Annotated in this window: 18 protein-coding genes; 8 read left to right on the top strand and 10 right to left on the bottom strand. The window is 69.3% G+C overall.

The features are described 5' to 3' along the window. Nucleotides 1-188 precede the first annotated feature (188 nt). Together BO221_RS57455 and BO221_RS37360 are read left to right on the top strand one after the other, a co-directional pair. The gene (locus tag BO221_RS57455; RefSeq protein WP_143195911.1) at nucleotides 189-4,280 is read left to right on the top strand and encodes a protein kinase; all 4,092 of its coding nucleotides are present in this window, start codon (nucleotides 189-191) and stop codon (nucleotides 4,278-4,280) included. Between the two features lie 52 nt (nucleotides 4,281-4,332). After that, complete coding sequence (locus BO221_RS37360) at nucleotides 4,333-4,866, top strand: WbuC family cupin fold metalloprotein (protein WP_073565654.1); 534 nt, start codon at nucleotides 4,333-4,335, stop codon at nucleotides 4,864-4,866. Between the two features lie 20 nt (nucleotides 4,867-4,886). Here BO221_RS37360 and BO221_RS37365 read toward each other — a convergent pair whose 3' ends face one another. From BO221_RS37365 to BO221_RS37390, 6 genes are read right to left on the bottom strand one after another with little or no spacing between them, the layout of a single operon-like run. Then, nucleotides 4,887-5,357 (bottom strand): NUDIX hydrolase, encoded by a 471-nt coding sequence (locus tag BO221_RS37365; protein ID WP_073565918.1) that lies wholly within the window; start codon nucleotides 5,355-5,357, stop codon nucleotides 4,887-4,889. Beyond that, nucleotides 5,354-6,865 carry a DUF2380 domain-containing protein gene (locus tag BO221_RS37370; RefSeq protein ID WP_233166430.1) on the bottom strand — a complete coding sequence of 504 codons (1,512 nt, stop codon included), beginning with the start codon at nucleotides 6,863-6,865 and terminating at the stop codon, nucleotides 5,354-5,356. The genes BO221_RS37365 and BO221_RS37370 overlap by 4 nt, the downstream gene beginning before the upstream one ends. A gap of 36 nt (nucleotides 6,866-6,901) precedes the next feature. Continuing rightward, the gene (locus BO221_RS37375; protein ID WP_073565655.1) at nucleotides 6,902-8,116 is read right to left on the bottom strand and encodes a cytochrome P450; all 1,215 of its coding nucleotides are present in this window, start codon (nucleotides 8,114-8,116) and stop codon (nucleotides 6,902-6,904) included. Continuing rightward, entirely contained in the window at nucleotides 8,113-9,642 is a 1,530-nt protein-coding gene (locus BO221_RS37380; protein ID WP_073565656.1) for a Dyp-type peroxidase, read from the bottom strand. The genes BO221_RS37375 and BO221_RS37380 overlap by 4 nt, the downstream gene beginning before the upstream one ends. Beyond that, nucleotides 9,624-10,910: a hypothetical protein gene (locus tag BO221_RS37385; RefSeq protein ID WP_073565657.1), complete on the bottom strand. Its 1,287-nt coding sequence runs from the start codon at nucleotides 10,908-10,910 to the stop codon at nucleotides 9,624-9,626. The genes BO221_RS37380 and BO221_RS37385 overlap by 19 nt, the downstream gene beginning before the upstream one ends. Before the next feature lie 26 nt (nucleotides 10,911-10,936). Next, nucleotides 10,937-11,818, bottom strand: a complete 882-nt coding sequence (locus BO221_RS37390) for a patatin-like phospholipase family protein (protein WP_158079981.1) — start codon at nucleotides 11,816-11,818, stop codon at nucleotides 10,937-10,939. 329 nt (nucleotides 11,819-12,147) lie between these two features. Between BO221_RS37390 and BO221_RS37395 the strand changes: the two genes are divergently transcribed. The 6 genes from BO221_RS37395 to BO221_RS37420 all read left to right on the top strand — a co-directional run bounded on the left by BO221_RS37395 (nucleotide 12,148) and on the right by BO221_RS37420 (nucleotide 21,609). Next, entirely contained in the window at nucleotides 12,148-16,137 is a 3,990-nt protein-coding gene (locus BO221_RS37395; RefSeq protein ID WP_083681995.1) for a protein kinase, read from the top strand. Between the two features lie 48 nt (nucleotides 16,138-16,185). After that, a complete protein-coding gene (locus BO221_RS37400; protein WP_073565659.1) occupies nucleotides 16,186-16,818 on the top strand; it encodes an RNA polymerase sigma factor in 633 nt (210 codons plus the stop codon). A gap of 94 nt (nucleotides 16,819-16,912) precedes the next feature. Then, the gene (locus tag BO221_RS37405; protein ID WP_073565660.1) at nucleotides 16,913-18,058 is read left to right on the top strand and encodes an acyl-CoA dehydrogenase family protein; all 1,146 of its coding nucleotides are present in this window, start codon (nucleotides 16,913-16,915) and stop codon (nucleotides 18,056-18,058) included. 215 nt (nucleotides 18,059-18,273) lie between these two features. Continuing rightward, entirely contained in the window at nucleotides 18,274-20,775 is a 2,502-nt protein-coding gene (locus BO221_RS37410; RefSeq protein WP_073565661.1) for an ATP-binding protein, read from the top strand. Nucleotides 20,776-20,798: 23 nt separating this feature from the next. Beyond that, complete coding sequence (locus BO221_RS37415; RefSeq protein ID WP_073565662.1) at nucleotides 20,799-21,188, top strand: response regulator; 390 nt, start codon at nucleotides 20,799-20,801, stop codon at nucleotides 21,186-21,188. A 103-nt stretch (nucleotides 21,189-21,291) separates the two neighbouring features. After that, on the top strand, nucleotides 21,292-21,609 hold the full coding sequence (locus BO221_RS37420) for a hypothetical protein (RefSeq protein ID WP_073565663.1): 318 nt from the start codon (nucleotides 21,292-21,294) through the stop codon (nucleotides 21,607-21,609). Between the two features lie 57 nt (nucleotides 21,610-21,666). Here BO221_RS37420 and BO221_RS37425 read toward each other — a convergent pair whose 3' ends face one another. The 4 genes from BO221_RS37425 to BO221_RS37440 form a co-directional block, all read right to left on the bottom strand. Then, nucleotides 21,667-22,047, bottom strand: a complete 381-nt coding sequence (locus BO221_RS37425; RefSeq protein ID WP_073565664.1) for a hypothetical protein — start codon at nucleotides 22,045-22,047, stop codon at nucleotides 21,667-21,669. Nucleotides 22,048-22,184: 137 nt separating this feature from the next. Beyond that, the gene (locus BO221_RS37430; RefSeq protein WP_073565665.1) at nucleotides 22,185-22,367 is read right to left on the bottom strand and encodes a hypothetical protein; all 183 of its coding nucleotides are present in this window, start codon (nucleotides 22,365-22,367) and stop codon (nucleotides 22,185-22,187) included. A gap of 90 nt (nucleotides 22,368-22,457) precedes the next feature. Then, on the bottom strand, nucleotides 22,458-22,664 hold the full coding sequence (locus tag BO221_RS37435; RefSeq protein WP_043411966.1) for a cold-shock protein: 207 nt from the start codon (nucleotides 22,662-22,664) through the stop codon (nucleotides 22,458-22,460). A 250-nt stretch (nucleotides 22,665-22,914) separates the two neighbouring features. After that, nucleotides 22,915-23,352: a DUF2809 domain-containing protein gene (locus BO221_RS37440; protein ID WP_073565666.1), complete on the bottom strand. Its 438-nt coding sequence runs from the start codon at nucleotides 23,350-23,352 to the stop codon at nucleotides 22,915-22,917. Nucleotides 23,353-23,404: the final 52 nt, after the last annotated feature.

The raw sequence follows: 23,404 nt of genomic DNA on the forward strand, positions 1-23,404 counted from the left end.
ATGGCCACATCCCCGTGAGAAGGGCCCGCCTGCTCCGTCGCTGGACGCCGGGGGGGCCGCGGCGGGGCCAGCCAGCCGGGCGGGAATGACGGTGGAAAGGCAACGTCTACCCCGCCCCGCCGGGCCGGCTCGTTGCCCGTCCTTCCTGGCGCCCCTACTTTTCATCGAGAGGGGCGGGGGGAAGCGCCATGGGACGCAGTGGCGATCAGGACGGCCAGGAGCCAGGGGCTCCCCCTGGGGAGGAGGCCGAGGCCGGGCAGGAAGACGGGCTGGAGGCCGATGACGCGCTCGACTTCGACGGCGGGCTCGACTTCGACGACGAGCTGGATTTGGAAGACGAGCTCGGCTTCGGCGATTCATTCCTGAACGAGGTGCTGAGCTCCGACGTGCCCATGCCGTTCCGCCGGCTCACGCCCGGAGACAGGCTGGGCGGCGTGGACGGGCGCCGGTTCGAGATTCTCGAGTCGCTGGGCGAGGGGGCCATGGGCCAGGTCTTCCGGGCCCAGGACGAGGAGCTGCAGCGCGTGGTGGCCCTCAAGTTCCTCTTCCCGCGCGACGAGCTGGCCGGCATGGGGCTGCGGGAGGCCCGGGCCATCGCGCGGCTGGACCACGAGAACATCGTCCGCATCTTCGACGTGTCCGAGTGGAGCGGCGGACCGGGCGAGCCCACCGTCCCCTTCCTCGTCATGGAATGTCTGGGGGGCGAGTCGCTCCTGGACCTGCTGCGCCGGGAGCGGAAGCTGCCGCTGGCGCGCGCGCTGGACATCATGCGCGACGTGGCCGCGGGCCTGGCGCACGCGCACGAGCATCAAATCGTCCACCGGGACCTCAAGCCCAGCAACGTCTTCATCACCCGCCAGGGCACGGTGAAGCTGCTGGACTTCGGGCTTGCGTGGCTGGCACCCGCGCCGGGCCTCGCTTCCGAGCAGCCGGAGCTGCCCACGGCGGGCACGCCACCCTACATGGCCCCGGAGCAGTGGCGCGGGGATAAGGTGGACGCGCGCACGGACATCTGGGCCACGGGCGTCATGCTGTATGAGCTGCTCACCGGAGAGCTGCCCTATCCGCACCTCATGGTGGGCGAGCTGCGCGCGAAGGTGCTTTCCCCGGAGCCGGTGCCCTCGCCGCGCGAGCGCAACCCGGAGCTGCCCTGGGAGCTGGAGTCGCTGCTGTCGGTGCTGCTGGAGAAGGACCCCGAGAAGCGCCTGCTGTCGGCCGAGGAGCTGCGCGAGGAATTGCGCGAGCTGGAGGAGAACCTGCGGCCGGGCCGGGCGCCGCAGCGCTCGACGGCGCCCCAGCGCCGGCAGGTGACGTTGCTGCACTGCCGGGTGACGGGGCTCAGCGCGCTGGCGGAGGAGTGGGACCCCGAGGACTTCGGCGAGCTGGAAGCGGCCTTCCACCGCGCGGCCTCGGAGGGCATCCAAGGCCATGGGGGCTTCATCACCCTGTGTCTGGGAGATGAGGTGCTGGCGTGTTTCGGCTACCCGGTGGCGAAGGAGGGGGACGCGGAGTGCGCGGTGCGCGCGGGGCTGGAATTGCCCCCGGTGGTGCTCGCGGCGCTCCAGGCCCGGTTGCCGCCGGGGACGGCCGCGGAGCTGGCGGTGCGGGTGGGCATCGACACGGACCAGGTGGTGCTGGACGACATCCTCCCGGAGCTGCGAGGGCACACCCCCACCATTCAAGGGGAGGCCCCTCGCATCGCCGCGTGGCTGGCCCAGCAGGCCGGGCCGAGCGAGGTGGTGGTGGGCCCCAGCACGTACAGCCTGGTGCGGCGCGCCTTCGACACGCAGCCGCTCGGGGCCCGCGTCTTCGACGGGCGGCGCACCTTCGACGTGCACCACGTGCTGGGCCGCTCGCGCACGGCCGGCACCCGTCTGCCCATGGGCGAGTTGAGCCCGTTGGTGGGCCGGGAGGAGGAGCTGGGGAAGTTGCTCGCCGCCTGGGAGCGGGCCCGTGAGGGGCATGGCGGCTACGTGCTGCTGTGCGGCGAGGCCGGCATCGGCAAGTCCCGCCTCATCCAGGAGCTGCGCGAGCGGGTGCTGCCGGAGAAGCCCCTCCTCCTGCGGCTCCAGTGCTGGCACCAGTACAGCACCAGCGCCCTGCACCCCGTCATCGAGATGCTGCAGCGCGCGTGGTTGAGCCCGGAGCGCTCGCCCCAGGAGAACCTGCGCGCCGTGGAGCGGCACCTGGAGAAGCGCGGCCTGACGCCCATGCAGGTGCGTCTGCTGGCCTCGCTGGTGTCGCTGCCGGTGAGGGAGGACTCGCCGCACCTGCGCTTCACTCCCCAGCGTCAGAAGGACGAGACGCTCGCGGCCCTGGCCACCCTGCTCATGGAGAATTCGGGTGAGCGCCCGGTGCTGGTGGTGGTGGAGGATCTGCACTGGGCGGACCCCTCCACGCTGCAACTGCTGAGCTTCCTGATTGGCTTCGTGGAGCGGGCGAGCCTGCTCTTCGTCCTCAGTGCCCGCCCCGAGTTCCGCCCGCCCTGGGCCCAGCACTCCGGCTTCCAGAGCATCCCGCTGGAGCGGCTGCCCGCGGCCTGCACGGAGCAGTTGGTGAAGGAGGTGACGCGGGGCCAGGAGCTGCCCGCGGAGGTGGTGACGCAGTTGGTGGAGCGGACGGACGGCATTCCGCTCTTCGTGGAGGAGATGACGCGGGTGATGCTGGAGGGCGGGGCCGCGGCCTCCATTCCCGTCACCCTGCAGGAGCTGTTGCTGGCCCGGCTGGACTCGCTGCCGCGCCGGCAGAAGCAACTGGCGCAGTTGTGCGCGGTGGTGGGGCGCAGCTTCTCCTTCGCGCTGCTCGCGCAATTGACGGGGCTCCGGGGCACCGTGCTGCGCAGGGACGTGGCGGGGCTGGTGGCCGCGGGGTTGCTCCAGGCGCGGGACGAGGACGAGCCCGGCTACCAGTTCCGCCACGCCCTCATCCACGAGGCTGCCTATCAGTCGCTGCCCCGGAGCGCGCGGCGGCAGTACCACCAGCGGATCGCCCAGGCCTTGGGGACGCACTTCCCGGCGGTGGCCGAGACGCGGCCGGAGCTGTTGGCCCGTCACTACACCGAGGCCGGGGAACTGAAGCTGGCCATCCACTACTGGAAGCTGGCGGGCATGCGGGCGAGCCAGCGCTCCGCCAACGAGGAGGCGGTGAGCCACCTCTCGCAGTCGTTGAAGCTGCTGCGCAGCCTGCCGGACGCTCCGGTGCTCACGCGGGACGAGCTGCAACTGCTCATCGCCCTGGGCATGCCCCTGGTGCAGGTGCAGGGCTACCGCTCGCCCGAGGTGGAGCGCACGTACACGCGGGTGCAGGCCCTCTTCCGCGAGGTGGGTGAGGAGCTGCCGCGCCTGGAGCTGAGCTTCTGGGGCTCCTTCGCGTACTACTTCGCGCGGGGCAAATCGCACGACTCGCACGAGGTGGCCGAGCTGCTGGTGAGCCTGGGCGAGCGCCAGCACAAGCCGGAGCTGCTCTCCATGGGGCACCGGATGATGGCCACGGACCTGTTCACCTGGGGGCAGGTGGACAATGCGCTGCGGCACCTGGAGCTGGCGCTGTCGGTACCAGAGATGGACCTGGAGCAGCACCGGGCGCTCGCCATCCGGCAGTGGGTGAATCCGCGAGTGGGCGCGCTGGCGTATGCGACGCTGCCGCTCTCGGTGTCCGGACAGTGGGAGCGGGCCGAGCGCTTCACCCGCGAGGCGCTGGAGCTGGCGGGCCGTATCGGCCATCCGCACACGACGTCGCTCGCGCTCACCTATTGCGCCATCGCCAGCCAGCTGCGGTGGGACGCGCGCACGGCGCTGGGACTGGCCGAGCAGTGCATTCCGCTCGCGCGTGAGCACCGCTTCCTCCTGTGGGTCCTGTGGCCCTCGGCGGTGCGGGGGTGGGCCCTGGCCGAGCTGGGGCGTCCGCAGGAGGGGCTGGTGCAGATGCGCCAGGTGCTGGAGGGGTGGAAGCGCTCGGGAATCATCGCGGGCATGCACCACAACCTGGGCATGCTGGCCCACATCCACTTGCGGCTGGGACAGGCGCAGGAGGGGCTGGCCGCGGTGGACGAGGCGCTGACGTGGCCGGCGGTGACGGAGGAGTATTCCTACCTGCCCGAGCTGCACCGGGTCCGTGGCGAGCTGCTGAGGCTGGCCGGCCGGGAGGACGAGGCGCGTGCGGCGTTCCTCGAGGCCATCCGCTTCGCACGGGAGCACGGGATGGGGGCCTACGAGCAGAGGGCCCAGGCGAGTCTGCGCCGGCTGGGGCTCGCGGAGGAGCCGCCCGCGCGGCATCCGTGAGGAAGGCGGTCCGGGCTGGCCGGCGGGGCGCGCCTGTGCTCCGCTCGGGGACATGAGTGCTTCCCATCGACGTGCCCTGGATGCCCCCGCGGGGGAACTGGTGGTTCTCTCCCGCTCGCTGGTGGAGGAGGTGACGGAGGCCTCGCGGACGAGCCCCCGCCGGCGCATCATCCAGCCCTTCCACAAGAGTGACGCGGATCCGCTGCATCGGATGTTCAACGTCGTCCAGCCGGACAGCTACGTGCGGCCGCACCGGCACCTGGAGCCGCCGAAGACGGAGGCGTGGATTCTGCTGCGCGGGGCGGTCGCCTTCTTCACCTTCGAGGACGATGGGCGCGTGCGCGACTGTCTGTCATTGGAGGCGGGGGGAGAGCACTTCGGGGTGGACCTGGCTCCGGGCATCTTCCACGGGCTGGTGGCCCTGACGCCGGACACCGTCATCTACGAGGTGAAGAACGGGCCGTACGCACCGGCGAATGACAAGGCCTTCGCGCCCTGGGCGCCCGCGGAGGGCACGCCGGAGGCCCCGGCCTACCTCGAGTCCCTGCGCGAGGAGTTCCGGCGGAGGTATCCGGAGCACCGTTGAGCGGGGTGGAGTTCCGCCAGTCAGACTTCCTCGTCGGGCAGGAGCGTGAGGAGCAACTCGTCGTCGGGGCCGAGCGGGCGCCACCCGGGAGGAGGTGGCGCCGCGAGGAGCGCTGTCCTGACCTGCCTGGCTCGAGCCTTGTGGGTTTCTGGAGTGTAGGCAATCCACGAGCCGAGCGCCTCGGCAACCTTGAAGCGGTTTGCGTCGTCCAGCACAGCCGGCCAGCCGTCGGGGACGCTCTGGGACCACAGGCGTGTGAATACATCGCGTACGAAACGCGTGAGCTGCTTGCGCCGTTCCGCCTCGGCGAGCAACCCGTTCAACACCTGCACTCCGGCGACGTCGTCTTTGCCGAGTTCCGCAGCCAGCAGGTGCAGCGGGACAGCAGGGCGCGCATCAGCGAATGCGGTGAGCGAATCGTATCCACGAGCGCGGACCCGCTCGTGCAGGCGCACCTTCCAGTTTCCCTGCCAGGATTTCCCGTCACTCATCGCCTCCTCCACGGGAGGAAATTCATCGGGATGTCGTAGTCCTCCATTCGCTTCGCAACTGTTCCCAGGATCTCATTTCGCGTCAACATCCGGCCGGCCGTTGTCTCGGCTTCGAGCAGTGTCTCCATGATCATCCGGTTCCACTCACCCGGCCATACGCGCCCCAGCTTCCAGCTCCCACCGCCGTGGATGGCCTGATGGTGTGCCTGCTCCAGTTTGACGCAGAACTGGTCGATGTCCATCTCGCCCGTGAAACCACGCTTCTCGAACCACTCTCGGAACTCCTTGGGCAGGACGTGGTGTCGCGGTGGCTCGGCCATGCCTGCCCCTGTTCTACCCGTCACGTGCATGCCCCGCACCTCAGGTCCATCGCCCAGTGCCGCACGCACGCCGCGCGGCAGTTCGTCGTGCGCCTCGGCCATCAACACCTGTCCGGCCTGAATCCGCACCGCCGCGCTCACAACAGGCAGTGAGAGGACGCCCGCCCGCACCAACCGTCGCATCATCTCCACCCACTCGGCGGAGACGACAAGGCGCGTGCCCATCATCACCCCATCGCCTCCCATCACCATTCCCATCCCCAGTGTCGCGGGGGCTGATGGTCCCAGCCGAGGCAGCGAGAACTTCATCGCGGACACCATCGTTACCATCTCCACGAGCTGCGCCAGTGCCATCAGCTTCTGGGTCTTCCTCAGCCCCGAGTGGAGTCTCTGCGCCGTCGCCTTGAACTCGCTGGACAGGTGTCCCATCAGCATGGGCATGTCCTGGGCCGCTGCCTCCAACTGCCCTGGCTCCTGCGAGGCCAGGGCCGTCATGGCCGGCTCCAACCTCTTCTGCCAGCGGTCCATCTCCACGAACAGCGTCTCCAACGAGGTGTAGCCGTGCTTGAATGCCACATCGAGCAGGTGGAGGACGTCCACCCATGTGGCTAACAGCAGCGAGCCCAGCATGGCTGCCTCGATCCGGGGGCCCGCCAGGCGCAACAGGGCCAGTTGCATGTCGTCGTCTTCCACCTCCGAGGCCGTGTGGGCCAGCCGGGTTGCGGTGGCGAACTCGGTTTCCATCCACCGCAGCTGGCGCTGGCCATACTCCACATGGGGCAGGAATAAGCCAGTGCCCTCGCCTGCGATGCCCCAGTGGCTCTTCTCCAACCTGGAGAGCTCGCCAGAAAGGTGGTGGAGGGTGCCAGTCACCTCGCCCAGTGCGCCGCGAAACGCCAGGTGGACCGCCAGGACGCTTGCTCCCGCAGTCTCCTCCGCACGTCCAGGACCCACCGTCGCGCTCGCGCCCTTGCGCTGGTCCCCGGCCCAGGCGGGCGTGCCGGCATCGCCATGCGTGTAGCGTAGATTCATCCCTCTGTCGGGCAGTGGCATCAGCGAGGCGCAACCAGCGGATAGCAGGGCCGGCACGAGCAGCAGCGCCAGCACCGTCACTTTCTGGGGCGTCCGGGTACTCCACCGTTCCATCGGTGCATCCACAGGGGGTGGGTTGGCGGGCTGGTTCGTCATCAGTGCCTCCTATGGAGGCTTTCCACTCTAGCCAGGTCAGCCCGCGTCGAACTCCACCATCAGCCGGTCCGGGAAGGGGCCCTCGAATCGCATCCGTCCCTCGCCGCCGGGCGCGCGCCGCAGGTTGCGCAGCCGCAGCAGGCACCCGAGCACCTCGGGCAGGACGAGGTGGTTGATGCGCTCTCCGTAACAGGTGTGCAGCCCTCGGCCGAAGTGCATGTAGCCCTGGGGCGGACGGTCCACCCGGTACTCGTCCGGGTGCTGCATCACCGCTGGATCGAACATCGCCGAGAGCGTAGAGGCGATGACGAGCGTGCCCTTCGGAATCCTCATCTCCCGGTCCGTGCCCCTCGCGAGCACGTAGTCCTCGTGGCACGTGCGCATCAGGAGCGGATTGTGCGGGTCGAAGCGCAACGCCTCGAAGGCATGGGCCGCCACGCGCGCCGTGTCTCCCGCCCGGGCCGCGTTCTGTGCCTCCCCCAGTGCCTCGGGCCGCTCCAGCAATTCATTGACGAGCTGTGCCAGCGCCTTGGAGGTGGTGTCCACCGCGCCGACGATGATGCCACCCACGTTGCGTCTCACCGCATCGTCGTCCAGGCGCGTGGTCTCGTCCTCCTGCATCCTCAGCAGCCGGGTGACGAAGTCGTCCCGGCTCTCGGTGGCCAGCCCGGCCTTGCGCTGGGTGATGAGCCCTTCCATGTAGCGCTTCAGCTCCGCGCTGGCCTCCTTCGCCCGCGCGGTGACGTCCGCGCCGTTGCCCGGGTTGAGGAAGATGTCCCAGAAGATGACGCGCATCCACCGCTTCATCGTCTCCGGATCCGGTCCTGGCACACCGAAGAAGCGGTCCACCATCCCCACCGCCACCGGCCGCGCGAGCCCGTTCACCACGTCCAGCCGCCCCGTGGGGCGCGCCAGGGCGATGAGTTGCTCGGCATGCTCGCGCGCCATGCTCCGGATCTGCTCCATGTCCCCCGGGTGCACCGCCTTCCGGGAGATGGCCGCCTCCCGCTGGTACTGCGGCGTGTTCTCCATTCCCAGGAAGAAGGCCCCCGTGGTGCGCTCCATGCGCTCGGCGTAGATCTCCGTCACCCCGAAGACCGCGTCTGTCTTCAATACCTCGTTCACGTCCTCGGCCCGGGTCACCAGGACCCGCTTGCCCAGCCTCATGTTGGGGTGGTGTTGGCGCATGAATCCGAACACCGCCCGCTGCATGTCCGCGCCGGTGAGCCATCGGACGAATCGGGAGCTCATCGCGCGCGCTCCGAGCCCAGGTACCGTAGCGCCTTGATGCCAGGCATGAAGAAGTAGTCTCCGCCCCGCATGTGCACGAAGCGCGGCAGACCGGAGATGCGCTGGCGCACCGGGAAGCCGGGAACCACGGCGGTGTAGTCCTTCGGGTCGTCTTCCGGATACTGGGGGTCGTAGTTGTCTCCGGCGATGGGATCCTTGCTGTCGTACAGGTCGTTGAACTTGGGGTTGTTCATCCACGTCTGCTGGATGAACTCGAACTGGCGCCCGATGTTGGTGTTGAGCGCCACGAACATCAGCCCCTGCTCCTCTTCTCCCCCAGCCAGTTTGTCGTGATAGGGCCGGCCCCGGCGGATGATGAGGTGGCGGGAGACCAGTTTGGTGGACTCCTCGGGGTCCTCGACGAGCGTGTCCCGGGGATTCGCGCGGCGCACGTGCGAGCTGAGGGGACACTTCGTTCCGTACGGGTCATCTCCGAACTCGAAGTGGTTGTTGCTCGTGGCGTCCTCGCCCAGCTTCGGGTCGTCCTTCATCGGGCACAGCACCAGGGGTGCGCCACTCTTCCACCGGCCCATCAGCTTCGCGGCCAGCAATTCCTTGTTCGCCTCGTTCTCCTCCGCGCTCCTGTCCGGGTCGCGGCTGCTCTCCTCGATGAACTTCCAGAAGCCCTTCACGTCCTGGCTCAGCTTGCGGATGACCAGGTAGGTGCCGTTGCGTCCCAGGTCCTTGGGCCGGGGCTCTCCGGGCACCGTCTGCCCCCGAGGCACCTCGGGCAACAGGTCGCGCGGATCCTCGCCGCGCGGCACCCGGGGCGAGAAGGGGTACTGGCCATACGCGTTGTGGTAGCCGAGGATGAACTCGCCCGCGTCGATGGGCAGGCCGAGCGCATCCGGCGTGCGCGTGGTGGGCACGCCCTTGATGTAGGGGAACGAGATGCCATCCCGGAAGCCGAACGGCTCCGTGTCTCCCTGGCGCATGTCCGCGTCCTGGATGAACACCTCCTCCAATACGTCCTGGTAGCGCTCGCGGTGCGAGGCGTGGAAGACATCCAGGTCCGCGTCGTCCCGGCCGAAGAGCACCAGCGCGATGTGGGGCACCGTCTCGTCCGTGCCGCCGAACTGCCACTTCTCCGGCGCGCTCCCGCCCGTGTCGCCCAGGATGCGCGCGCGGCGCCGGTCCCTCATCCCCTCGCGGAACTCCTGCAGGAAGGTGGTCATCACCTCCGGCGGCACTCCCAGGTGCTCCAGTCCCGACGCCGTGAAGGCCACCTGGACCGCGTGGTCGCCCTTGGTGTCCTCGCGCCCGGGATGCTGCTTGCCGCCCGCGGTGGTGATCTCCTTGCGCTCCACCAGTGTGCGCAGCCACGCCCGTGCCCGAGCTCCGTCCTTCACCCGGAGGAAGACATACCGCGAGTACTTCAGGTGCCCGTGCCCGAAGAAGACGAGCCCCTGGATGTCCTCGAACTCGAGTGCCTCGCCCGGTACCACCGCCGCCGTCTGAGAGCCGGACGTTACAATTTGAGCAGCCATTGCGCCGCCTCCTGGGATTTGAGCTGAGCCTTCAACTGCGCGCACACCGCCACGTTCTGCAGGATGTTGCGGACGCTCTCGTCGGGGTGGGCGCTGTACCAGACCTGGGTGTAGAGCTGGTGGTCGCGCGTCCACTGCTTGAAGTCTTCCTCGTTGGTCGCTCCCTCGCCGAAGAGCATCCGTGTCTTCGGATAACCGCGCGTGTTGCTCCACACGCCGGTGAGCCCCACGGCCGCCTGGTCGATGAAGTCACCCAGGTAGCGCTCCCAGCTCCCGTCGTAGTTGCTGAAGAAGAGCAGGCGCCGGCCCTTGTCGATGAGGACCCAGCGCGCGAAGTGGATGCTGGGGATGCCTCCCAGGTTGCCGCGGTTGTAGTAGTGGCGTGCCAGGAAATTGATTCCGCCCAGCACCGTGCGCAGCGTGATCTGGCGGAACAAGCCCGGGCGCACCTCCACCAGGTGGGTGAGCTGGTTCTGGACCTTGTAGTCCTCCTGCCCCTCCACGCGCGGATCCACCATGTCCTTCGTCTTGGGTTCCACCTCGTCGCGGGATTCCTTCCACCGCAGCACCAGGGCCGTCGGCACGAGCACGGGCAGCAGCAGCAGGACCATGGGAATGCCCACGGCCAGCTGCACGGGGCGCGAGTCCATGAGGCGCCCGACGAACCGATCCAACAGGCTCGGTTTGGGGTTGGGGCCGCGCTCCAGCTTCAGCCCGGGCACGGTGGCCAGGTACTTCTGTATCTCCTGGCAGAGCTGCTCCGGCGGCAAGCCGCGCAGGGTGGCCCCGCGCTCGGGGTCGTCCAGGAAGTCCTGGATGGCCCGCCGCGCCCGGGTGTTCTCCATCACGTCCTGGACGCTGTAGTTCGGGTAGCCCCGGTAGAAGGCGGCGCTGCGGAGCTGATAGCGCTTCAGGAAGCGTTTGAAGGAAGCGGCACTGCCCGCCACGTCCGAGGGACAGCCCGCGCAGTAGCTGTAGATGCGCGCCAGCACCGGCCCCCCCACGCGGATGAGCTCCTCCAGGTGCGCGTCGAGCGGACCGTCGTAATTGCTCTCGAAGGCGAGCTGCGGGAGGTAGTGGCGCCCTCCATCATTGTCCCCGGGAAGGATGACCCAGCGCAGGAAGTGCACCGTGGTGAGCCGGGCGAAGGAGATGTGCCGCCCCGTCTTGTTGTTGATGTCCTCGCCGATCTCACTCAGCAGTTCATCGAGTTGCTTCACCTTGTCGGGCCGGATGGGGGTGACGACGGTCAGGGCATTGCTGGACATGGAAACACTCCTCGGAAAAGGGAGGTTCACGCCGCGGAATGTGATGCGGCGTAGCGCTCCAGGAAGGCCCGCGTGGACTGCTCGCCCTGTCGCATGAGGGCCAGCTTCTGCTCGCGGGTGATTCCGAACTCCGTGGGCTTGAGGCCCAGGTCGTCGATGCGGATGCTCCGCGCCAGGTTGGCGGGACTGTTCATCAGATCGATTTCCTGCGAGCTGAGCAGCGAGGCGAAGAAGGACCCGGTGAAGTCGTGCAGGTTGTGGATGGGGTCCGGTTTCGGCTGGTTGAACGTGTCCAGGAAGAAGCCGAGCGTCCGGGCGTTGTAGCTCTCGGGTCCGTCGAAGAGGTCGATGGGGTAGTTCCACATCACTCCGCCATCGACGTAGATCTCTCCCTGGAACTCGCGGCTGGCGAAGAAGAAGGGAATGGACATGGAGATGCGGACCGCGTCCGCGACGGCCATGTCCTGGCTGTGCTCGTCGGGGAAGACGCGCACGTTGCGCACCGACAGGTTGGTGCCCACCACGTACAGCGGTTTGAAGCCGCGCGCGCGGAGCTGGGCGAAGGTGATGCGTCCATCCCCCGTCTTGCGGGCGATGACGTCCTCCATGCTCGCGAGGAAGTAGTCGCCCGGGTTCCATCCATGGTGGTTGAGCATGCGCACGGGCCCGGTGAGCCAGTTGCCATCCTGGATGCGCGCGAAGTCCAGGTTCAGCATCTCCTGGCGGATCTCCGCCGGCGTGTAGCCCAGGCTCACCAGCGTGGCGGCGATGGAGCCCGAGGACGTGCCCGCCACCTGCTCCACCTGCCCGAAGACTCCATGGTCCTCCAGGGCGAGCATCGCCCCGGCGTAGGCACAATTGCGGACCCCGGCCCCCTCGAAGACGAGATTCTTGAAAGGAAATGTCACGCCCATGGCCCCCGTGCCACATCGGATTCCCGCGGGTAGACTGGCCTCGCTCGTGGTGTGACGCACCGGAGGTGTGGCCCTTGGGGGCTCCTTGCGGTGCCTCGCCTGGATGCTCAGGGAGCGGAGAGGGGAGCGGCGTCACTCCGTCGCGTCACGAACGCGGCACCGTGGCTCCGCCTCCACAGGTACTTCGACGGAACGATGCGGTTGCCAGCCCTGGACAGAGCTCCTGCCCTCCTGGCCCGTTGCATTGCCCGGTGACCATGAGACCCGTAACTTCATCCAGCAAGGCCTTGCATCGCGAGGGCCCGTCGACCGGGGAGCAGGGAATGCGTGAAGAGACCGGTCACAATCCCAGGGACGGCCAGCCTCGCCCGGCGGGGGGGCACTCCTCCGGTGGCTCGGACTTCGGCGATTCCTTCCTCAAGGAGGTGGCGCAGGAGCCCCTCCCGTTCCGCAAGCCGGCTCCCGGAGAGCGGCTGGGGGGCTCGGATGGCCGCCGCTTCGACATCATCTCGGAGCTGGGCGGGGGCGCCATGGGACAGGTGTTCCGCGCCCGTGACGAGGAATTGCAGCGCGAGGTGGCCCTCAAGTTCATCCTCCCGCGCGCGGGCCATGACGGGAAGTGGCTCACCTCCATGCTACGCCAGGAGGCGCGGGCCATCGCGCACCTCGACCACGAGAACATCGTCCGCATCTTCGACGTGGCCGAGTGGGTGGGCGCCTCCTGGGAGCCGCGCATTCCCTTCCTCGTCATGGAGTGTCTGGAAGGGGAGTCGCTCGCCGAGCTGCTCCATCGCGAGCGCCGGCTGGGTGTGCGGCGGACGGTGGAGATCATGTCCGGGGTGGCCACGGGCCTGGCGCACGCGCACGACCGCCACATCGTCCACCGCGACCTCAAGCCCAGCAATGTCTTCCTCACCCGGCAGGGGCCGGTGAAGCTGCTCGACTTCGGGCTCGCGTGGCTGACGTCCACCAGCAGCTCGCCCGTGCCCTACCTGCCCACCGCGGGCACGCCTCCTTATATGTCCCCGGAGCAGTGGCGCGGCGGGGCGCAGGATGAGCGCACGGACCTCTGGTCCGCGGGCGTCATGCTGTACGAAATGCTCACCGGTGAGCTGCCCTACCCGAGCGCCACGCTCGAGGAGCTTCGCGACCAGGTGGTGTCCGCCGAGCCCGCGCCCCGCATCCGCGCCCACCGTCCGGAGGTGCCGGAGGAGGTGGATGGGCTGGTGGCCGCCATCCTGGCCAAGGAGCCCCACGAGCGCCCGCGCTCCGCGGCCGAGCTGCGAGACAGCCTGCGCCGGGTGGAGGAGCGGCTGGGGCCCTGGCGCGAGGAGCCGCGCTCGCTGGTGCCCCAACGCCGTCAGGTGACCCTGGTGTCCTGCCGGCTCGCGGACTCCGGGGCCTCGGCTGGTGAGCTGGACCCGGAGGACTTCAGCGAGCTGGAGGCCAGCTTCCAGAAGAGCTGCTCGGAGGTCATCCAGCGCTACGGCGGCTCCATCACCACCTGCGTGGGAGACGAGGTGCTGGCCTGCTTCGGCTACCCGGTGGCGCGCGAGGAGGACTCGGTGCGGGCGGTGGACGCGGGGCTGCGCCTGGCCGCGTCGCTGCCGGTGCGGGTGGGCATCCATACCGAGACGGTGGTGTTCGACGACAACCTCCCGGAGTTGCGCGGCCGCACGCCCACCATCCAGGGCGAGGCCCCCCGCATCGCCTCGTGGCTGGCGCGTCAGGCCAACTCCGGCACCGTGATGCTCAGCCACGCCACGCACACCCTGGTGCGCCCGGCCTTCGAGGCCGATGCACTCGGCACGCGCACCTTCGAGGGCGTGTCCGGTGCGCGCAACGTGGCGGCCTGGCGCGTGACGCGCGTGCGCAAGGCGGTGTTCCGCTTCGACCGGGCGCTGGCCACCGGTCCGCTCTCCGCCTTCGTGGGCCGCGAGGACGAGTTGCGCCTGCTCCTCGATGTCTGGGAGCGGGCCCGGGAGGGCCGGGGCTCCTTCGTGCTCGTCTCGGGCGAGGCCGGCATCGGCAAGTCGCGCCTCCTCCAGGAGCTGCGCCTCCGGGTGCCCGCGTCCACGCCCAGCCGCCTGCGCTGCCAGTGCTGGAGCCAGTTCGCCAACAGCGCCTTCCACCCCCTCGTCGAGATGTTGCAGCACCTCTTCCGCCTGGACGCGGAGGGCTCGCCCGGCGCCAACCTGGCCCGGCTGGAATCGCACCTGGGGGCGGTCGGCCTGGCGCCGGAGCACATGGCCCTCATCGCCGCGCTCCTCTCGCTGCCAGTGAAGGAGAACCTGCCCATCCTCCAGCTCTCGCCGGAGCGCCAGAAGGAGCGCACCTTCGAGGCCCTGGCGGAGCTGCTGCTGCGCATGGCGCGGACGCGCCCGGTGCTCGCCGTGGTGGAGGATCTGCACTGGGCGGATCCTTCCACGTTGGAGCTGTTGGACTTCTTGCTGGGCCGGGTGGAGAAGGCGCGCGTCCTGGTGCTGCTGAGCGCCCGCCCGGGCTTCCAGCACACCTGGCCCGCCACGGGCCCGCTGCTCCGGGTGGGGTTGGAGCGGCTGCCGGCCCGCCTCACCGCCACGCTGGTACGGGAATCCGCCGGGGAGCGGGAGCTGCCGCCCGAGACGGTGCTGAGGCTCGTGGAGAAGACGGACGGCATCCCCCTCTTCGTGGAGGAGATGACGCGCATGGTGGCCGGAGGCGGCGTCATGCCCTCCATCCCCATCACCCTGCACGAGCTGTTGCTGGCGCGGCTGGACAGGCTCCCGCCAGGACAGAAGGCGCTGGCGCAACTGTGCGCGGTGGTGGGGCGTGGCTTCTCGCACGCGTTGATGGCCACGCTGACGCGGCGCGGTGCCGCCTCGCTGCGCGCGGACCTGGAGGAGCTGGTGGCCTCTGGCCTGCTCCAACACGACGTCGAGGAGGGCGGGCCCGGCTACCAGTTCCGCCATGCCCTGCTCCAGGACGCGGCCTACCAGTCGATGCTGCGGGGGACCCGGCGCCAGCACCACCGCCGCATCGCCCAGGCGCTGGTGGAGCAATTCCCCGAGGTGGTGGAGACGCAGCCCGAGGTGCTGGCCCACCACTACACCGAGGCGGGGGACTTCGTGCCGGCCATCCACCACTGGATGAGGGCCGGCATCCGCGCCAGCCTGCACTCGGCCAACCAGGAGGCGGTGAGCCACCTGCGCTATGCGCTGAAGCTGCTGCGCTCCCTGCCCGACGCCGGCCAGCGCATCCACCAGGAGCTGCAATTGCTCATCGCCCTGGGCATTCCGCTGTCCCAGGTGCAGGGCTACCGCTCGCCCGAGGTGAAGCACACGTACGCCCGGGCCCGGGAGCTCTTCCAGTCCGTGGGGGATGCGCTGCCGGACCTGGAGCTGCCCTACTGGGGGCCCTTCGCCTACTACTTCGCCCGCGCCGAGTACCGCCTGTCGCACGAGCTGGCTGAGCAACTGGTGGAGCTCGGCTCGCGCAGGCACGACCAGGAATTGCTCTCCCTGGGCTACCGGATGATGGCCGCCGACTTCTTCGCCTGGGGCCAGCAGCACGCGGCGCGCGAGTACGTGGAGCGGGCGTTGGCGTGCTCGGATTTCTCCCCGGAGCGGCACCGGTTGCTGGCCGAGAAGCACTGGGTGGACCCCACGGCGGTGGCCCTCATCCATGCCGCCCTCATCCACGCGGTGCTCGGCCAGCCGGAGCGCTCGCTCCAGTACCGCCGCGAGGCGCTGGAGCTGGCCGCCCGCATCGGCCATGCGAACACCCGGGCCTATACGCTGCTCTACGCCGCCCTGTCCTGCCAGGTGAGAGGGGACGCGCGCGGCACGCTCGAGCTGGCCGAGGAATGCCATGCCCTCGCGAGCGAGCACTGGTTGCGGTTGTTCATCGAGTGGTCCGGCCTGCTGCGCGGCTGGGCGCTGGCCCTGCTGGGACAGCCCGGCAAGGGGCTGGAGCAGATGCGCGAGTTCCTCGGCCGGTGGCGGATGACGGGCCTGCGCGCGGGCATGCCGCACACCCTCGGGCTGTTGGCGGAAGTGCACCTGCGCCTGAATGAGCCCCGCGAGGCGCTGCTCTCGGTGCAAGAGGGACTGCGGTGGGTGGAGGCGGTGGGGGAGCGTTCCTACGAGGCGGAGTTGCACCGGATTGGCGCCGGAGCACACCGGGCGCTGGGCCACGCGCAGGAGGCCCACGCGAGCCTGCTCGAGGCGGTGCGCATCGCCCGTGAGCAGGGCGCCGGAGAATTCGAGCGGCATGCGTTGCTGGCGCTCGAGCGGCCAGCGGGACCAGGCGCGGGGGTCCCGGGGCTTGTCTGAGGGGGCAGGAGAGTGAAGGACAACGAGAGGCAGCGAGGGAGAGCCACCATGCAGTTGGAAGAGCGCGAGAAGCTGGAGCAGGACATCCAGGTGCTGTGCAAGCGGGGCGACCTGGCCGGGGCCGTGGAGCGGGCGCTGGAGGGGTATGGGCAGGAGATCATGCGGTTGATGGCCTCCGTGCTGCACGACTATGAGCGGAGCCGGGACGCCTTCAGCCTCTTCAGCGAGAACCTCCTGCGGGGGCTCCCGGGATTTCGCTGGGAGAGCTCCTTCCGGACGTGGGCCTACCGCCTGGCGCGCAACGCATGTTACCAGGTGATGCACGCGCCGGCCGGGCGGGAGCAGCCGGTGACCATGTCCAAGCTGCCGGACGCCGCGGAAAGGCCTCGCTCGGAGACACGGCCCTGGCAACGCACCTCGGTGAAGGAGCGTTTCCGAGCGCTGCGCGAGAGCCTGGAACCCCAGGAGCGCATGTTGTTGCTGCTCCGGGTGGATCAGCGCCTGTCCTGGGAGGAGGTGGCGCGCGTCATGTCCGAGGGCGAGGAGCCGTTGTCGGACTCGGCGCTCAAGCGCAAGGCGGCGGCGTTGCGCCAGCAATTCCAGCGCATCAAGACGCACCTGCGCTCGCTCGCCCAGGAGGAGGGGCTCATCGCGGACGAGGACTCCCCGACGCCCGCGTAGGGGAGGGCTCCCCCGGTTGATTCCGCGTCAATCCCGGGGGAGCATCCGCCTCCCAGCGCGGGCACGAGGCCCGCGAGGCCCGGAGGCCACCCAGGTGCAGAGGAAGCTCTTCCGCGAGGACCATGAGCAGTTCCGCCAGTCGTTCCGCCAGTTCCTCGAGCGCGAGGTGAAGCCGCACCAGGAGCGGTGGAACGAGGCGGGTATCGTCGACCGGGAGGTGTGGCGCAAGGCGGGCGAGGCGGGCTTCCTCTGTCCCTGGTTGGAGCCCGAGTACGGCGGCGCGGGCGGCGACTTCCTGCACTCGGTGGTGGTGATGGAGGAGCTGGCCCGCATCTACGAGTCCGGGCTCGCCATGCCGCTGCACTCGGACGTGGTGGTGCCCTACATCCACGAGTTCGGCAACGACGCGCAGAAGAAGCGCTGGTTGCCGAAGCTGGCCTCGGGCGAGGCGGTGTCCGCCGTGGCGATGACGGAGCCCGGCGCGGGCTCGGACCTGGCGGCCCTGGGCACCACGGCGGTGCGTGACGGCGACTTCTACGTCCTCAATGGCGCCAAGACGTTCATCTCCAACGGCATCCTCTGCGACGTGTGCGTGGTGGCCGCCAAGACGGACCCGGATCCGAAGAACGCGCACCAGGGTATTTCGCTCTTCGTGGTGGAGGCGGGGACGCCCGGGTTCCTCAAGGGCAAGAAGCTCAAGAAGATGGGCATGGCGGCGCAGGACACCTCGGAGCTCGTCTTCGAGGACTGCCGCGTGCCGGTGGCGAACCGTCTGGGCGAGGAGGGCGCGGGCTTCCTGCAGTTGATGAAGAAGCTTCAGCAGGAGCGGCTGGTGGTGGCGGCCATGGCGCAGGCCTCGGCCGAGCAGGTGCTGGCGGACACGCTGGTCTACGTGCAGGAGCGCAAGGCGTTCGGCAAGCCCATCTCCAAGTTCCAGAACACGCAGTTCAAGCTGGTGGACTGCGCGACGCAAATCGAAGTGGGCCGCGCGTTCCTGGACCGGCTGCTCACCGAGCACATGGCGGGCGAGTACCTGGTGAAGGAGTGCTCGATGGCCAAGCTGTGGCAGACGGAGATGCTGAGCAAGGTCGTGGACGAGTGCCTGCAGTTCTTCGGCGGCTACGGCTACATGCTGGAGTACCCCATCAGCCGCGCCTTCATGGATGCCCGCGTGCAGCGCATCTACGCGGGCACGAACGAAATCATGAAGGTCATCATCGCGAAGCAGCTGGGGCTGTAGCCGCGGGACCCTTCCGGTGGCGAGCGGCTCCAACTTGTCCGACTGTTGGACAAGTTGACCGGCTGCGCGCCCGGACCGGCGGCCGCCCGCTTCCGTGGGGTGTGGGCCAGACGGCAATCGCTGGCCTCCGGGGGTGATGGACGGCGGGGAGTGGGGAGCACACGTGTTCCCGAAAAGGATGTCCTTCCCACACGCCGTGGCCGGTCCCCGCCACCATGAAGCTGCCTTTCAAGTCCCTGGTGTCCCTCCTCCTGCTCCTCGGGGCCGTCTTCACCGCGGGGCTGGTGGCCTTCTACTCGATGACCCGCCAGCGCCTGGAGGACGAGGCCCTGCTGCGGCAAATGCTCCGCGCCAAGGAGATCGCCTCCCAGCTCAAGCCCGGCATCTCCTACACCCACCATGTCGCGGAATCGGCGGCCGCCGTCGTGGCCCCCGTGAGGGACGTGGCCGAGCTGGAGCGGTTGCTCCAAGCGCTGCTCATCGCGGCTCCCACGGAGGCCATTCACGGACTCGGGGTCTGGTTCGAGCCCTCGGTTGGCACGGGTGGTGGGCCCGCCGTGGCCCCCTATGCCCACCGTGCCGGCTCTGGAGAGGGGCTCGTCGCCGTCACCAACGCGCGCACCTCTCAGCCCGATGAGCCCCATGGGCAGCCCTGGTACCGGCGGGCCCTGGAGGCCCGGGGAGCGCCTGTCTTTCCGGAGCCCCACCCCGTCGAGGACTCCATCTACCGCGTCCATGCGCGCGCCCTGCTCGATGCCTCCGGGAAGCCGGTGGGCGTCATCGCCGTGGACGTCTCCATCCCCCTCCTGCACGGCATCCTCCAGGGGGCGAATGCTCCCGGCGGGTCGGAATGGTTCTACGTCACCACTCCCGGAGGCTGGCTCTTCGCCCACCCCGCCCAGGAGCCACTCCTCGCGTGGGCGCGCGAGCGGGGCCGGCCGGTGGCGGCGTTGGGGGAGCTCACGCTCGCGGACGCGCGTGGGTACGAGGCGGGGCGGACTCCCGGCCCCCGGCGCACCGCCCAGGTGGAGATTGGTGAGTCGGGGTGGACCGTGCATGTCTCCAGCGCGGAGTCCTCGCTCTTCGCCAGCCTCGAGCGCTTCCGGCTGGCCATCCTCCTGCTCGGCGTGGCGGTGTGGGGCGTGCTGCTGGCCGTTCCCTTCCTCGTCCATCGCACCGTGCGCATCCGCGAGCTGTCCTTCGCGCTCGAGGAGCGACGGAGGTTGCACGAGGTCCTGGCGCGCAGCGAGCGCCGGCTGCGTGAAGTGCTGGAGACCTCGCTCGACGCGGTGGTCGCGGTGGACTGCCACCAGTTCATCTGCGAGTGGAACACGCAGGCCGAGCGGCTCCTCGGTTGGACGAAGGAGGAGGCGGTGGGCCGTCCGGCCTTCGAGTTGCTGTTCTGCCCGGCGCTGCGGCCGCTGCTGGAGGGCGACGACGGTGCGGTAATGCGCCGCCAGCGCATCTGCACGCAGGTACGGCGTCAGGACGGCGGGGAGCTTCCGGTGGAGATCTCCACCACCGTCGTCCAGAGCGGAGGCAGGCTCATGCGCTACCTCTTCCTGGCGGACATCACCGAGCGACAGCGCGCCGAGGAGGAGCGGAACCGGCTGCTCGCGCAACTGCAACAGCGCGGCATGGAGTTGCAGGCCACCATCGACAACATGGTGGACAGCGTGGTGGTGAGCGACCGGACGGGCCGCATCACCTTCGTGAACAAGGCGGGCCGCCAGTTCTTCGGTGAGGTGGGCTCCGAGGGCCTCCAGCTCACCGAGGGCCACCTGGAGCTGCATGGCATGCGGCTGGGCGGAGAGCGGGTGGCGCGGCTGGATGAGATGCCCCTGTACCAGGCCCTGCGCGGCAACGTCGTCGTGGACGCGGACCTGAGCTTCCCCTCGCCCGAGCGGCGCCGCACCCTGCACCTGCGCGCCAACGCCGCCCCCATCCGCGACGAGCTCGGCCACATCACCGGCGCCGTGTCCGTGGCCCGCGACGTCACCGAGATGGTGGAGTTGGATCATCTCAAGGACGAGTTCGTCCGCGTGGCCGCCCACGAGCTGAAGACACCCGTGGCCATCATGAAGTCCTATGCCCAGCTCGCGCTCAAGTCCGAGCCCACGCCGGCCACGTACCGGAAGATGCTCGATGCCATCAACCGGGGCGCGGACCGCATCGACCGCATCGTGCGAGAGCTGCTGGACGTCTCGCAGCTGCACCTGGGCCAGTTGAAGCTGACGGAGGAGCCGTTGGACCTGCGCGAGCTGGCCGAGGAGACGGTGGCGAACATGGCCGCGCAGGGCACCCAGCACCGCTTCAGCGTGCGGCCGGGGGAGGCCGTCATCGTCCAGGGAGACCGGGGCCGGTTGCGGCAGGTGCTCGTGGTGCTGCTGGACAACGCCGTGCGCTACTCCCCCTCCGGCGGGCGCGTGGAGGTCCGGCTGGAGCCGCACGAGCACGGCGTGGAGGTGTGCGTGAGTGACGAGGGCATCGGCATCCCCGTGGAGCGCCAGGCCCGGCTCTTCGAGCGCTTCTACCGCGCGCACTCGGGCACGCCGCACGACCGGGGGGGCATGGGCGTGGGCCTCTACATCTCGCGGGAGATCATCTTCCACCACGGCGGCACCATGCGGGTGTCGAGCGAAGAGGGCAGGGGAAGCACCTTCTGCTTCTCCGTCCCCTACGCACCCCGGCGGGAGAGGAATGGGCTTCATTCCTAGTTTGCGGAGAGGAGGTGAGCGGGATGACCGGAGCACGCATCCTCGTCGTGGACGATGACCCGGACATGCAGGACGTGATGGCCCTGGCCCTGGAGGCCGGGGACTACCAGGTGTGCAGGGCCTCGAATGGCCAGGAGGCGTTGGAACAGGTGGAGGCGTGCGCGCCGGACCTCATCCTGCTCGACATGCGGATGCCGGTGATGGACGGCTGGACCTTCGCGGCGGAGCTGCGCCGGCGTCATGGCCACCGCGTCCCCATCGTGGTGTGCACGGCGGCCGAGGACGCTCGGCGGCGTGGGCTCGAGGTGGGGGCCGTGGGCTGCCTGAGCAAACCCTTCGAGCTGGAGGAGATGCTCCACCTCGTGCAGTCCGTGCTGCCTCCCCAGTGGGGGCGGGCGAGCCAGCATCCCTGACGGCGGACGGCCGGACGGGCGCGTGCCGGGCCGCTGCAGCACTGCCCGGCACGCCAAAGCCTTGGGGGAAGCCAGAGAAAAGGCTCCCAGCAAGGAGACCCGGATGAGGAACGGATTCAAGCGTGTGGTGGTGCTCGGCCTGGCCGCATCGGCCCTGTGGGTGACGGGTTGCCGCGATCAGGCGAACCGGCAGCAGGGAGCGCAGGACGTCCAGAACCAGCAGCAGCAGCCAGCGCCGGGCACGGGTGGCGCGGGCCAGCAGGAGGACACCGGGCCGGGCCAGGAGCCCCGGGATTTGAACCGGCTGCCCGAGGAGGAAGGCTTCCAGAGCGTGCCCTCGGAGCAGGAGGCCCCCAGTGGCATCGGCCTGGATGGCCGGCAGGGGGAGACCGAGGATCAGCAGCCGGACGATCAGCGCTAGAGAGAAGACCCTCACCGAGGCCCTCTCCCAGAGGGAGAGGGGACATCCACGGGGCGCCTACGGTTGTTCCGGCAGGGGCAGGGAGTGCAGCTCCGCGGGCCAGTCCTCCTCCCGGGAGGGCCGCGCGGGCTCGGCGCGCTGGGACTCGGGGGACTCGTTCAGGAAGTCCTCTTCCAGAATCTCCTCCAACAGCGCATCGGTGGTCTCCCGGGCCTGCTGGAGCGTCTCGGGACGGGCCTCGGAGGCTTGTGCCCGCTCCTCGCCGGGCAGGGGGATGACGGCCACGCCCGCGGGGGATTGGACCTGGGGAACACGCGGCGCCGCGGGCTCCCGGACGGTGGCGGGCTTGTCGAAGACGTGGCTCGCCGGCTCCCGCTCCGCTGCTTGGGCCTCGTGCGCCCCGGCCTTCCCCGTCGAATGAGCCTCATCCTTCGCCATGCGCGCCTCCGTCTGTTTCCTTCCGGAAGGTAGGCATGACACCGGGCCCTGAACGCACGAAGGGCCCGGAATCCCTGGGGATCCGAGCCCTGGACGCCGGTCGGGCGCCTGTCTGCCTGCCTCACGGTTGGACTGCCTCACATCTCGAGGGGCGGCTGGGGGCCGGGCACGATGCCGGCGATATCCGGATCCTCATCGCCGGGCTGGCGGGGCGGCCGCGTTTCCTTCTCACGCTGGCGCTCGGCCTTCTTGGCGTCCTTGTCCCGCTGCTTCTGCTGGCGGGCCATCTCCTTCTGTCTCTTCGTTGACCTTCCCTGCATGGATGCTCCTGGGAAAGAGGAAAAAAGAAGCCCGACCTCATGAGAGGCCGGGCCTCGTGGACTCAAAGGTAAGTAGCCGCGTTCGCGTGATCAGCCGATCGGACGAACGTTCTCGGCCTGAAGACCCTTGGGGCCCTTCTTGACGTCGAACTCCACCTTCTGGCCCTCGGCCAGGGTCCGGAATCCATCAGTCTGAATCGCGGTGTGGTGGCAGAACACGTCCGGGCCCCCGCTGTCCTGGGTGATGAAGCCAAAGCCCTTCGCGTCGTTGAACCACTTCACGGTGCCACTTGCCATTGCTCTGATTCTTTCTCCTACACAGCCGGGCGACCATCGCCGGTCTGTGCGCTCACTGGAGCGCATGCCGGGCGTACACCCGGTTGCTCGTGAAGTCGAGCCGGGAACCCTCCGGCTTTCGTTTTCACAACGCCGGGCACACGGCGGCGATCCACCACATAACACTCCTTTGAGGCCGTGTTCTTCCGGAATCACCGTCCGCCAGAAGCTTTCCGGTAGGACGGTGACGGACTCCGGGAATACGGGCTGTTCAGGGATGGGCACCATTTGCCGGCGGCAGGGCGCGCGTGGGGGGGCGACGGGCGAGCAGCAGGTCCGTGCCAGCGGCGAGCCCCGCGCCCACCGTGTAGCAGACGAGGTCCGAGGCGAGGAAGCCCCGGCCCAGCACGAGTGCGCCCAGGCGGTGGGCCCGCAGGGCGTCCAGCCAGGGGGTGTGGACGAGCTGGCTGAGCTCGACGAGCACGGAGAGGCCCAGGGCGCTCGCGGCGGCGCGCCGGACGGAGAGGCGGGGCAGGACGAAGACGAGGCACAGGTAGACCATGACGGTCCACAGCGCATCGCCCGCGTAGTCGGTGACGAAGCGGGGCAGGTGGAGCCTCGCCGCCTGGGAGCGCGAGCCCAGGCCCAGCGCGACGACGAGCACCATCAGGGGCAGCAGCAGCGCGCGGGAGCGGGGGCCGGGACGCATCCCGGGCAGTGTACGCTACGCGCCGGTTTCCGGAGACAGGGCGACATTTCGC

The sequence above is a fragment of the Archangium sp. Cb G35 genome, from assembly GCF_001896145.1.
Classification (GTDB): domain Bacteria; phylum Myxococcota; class Myxococcia; order Myxococcales; family Myxococcaceae; genus Archangium; species Archangium violaceum.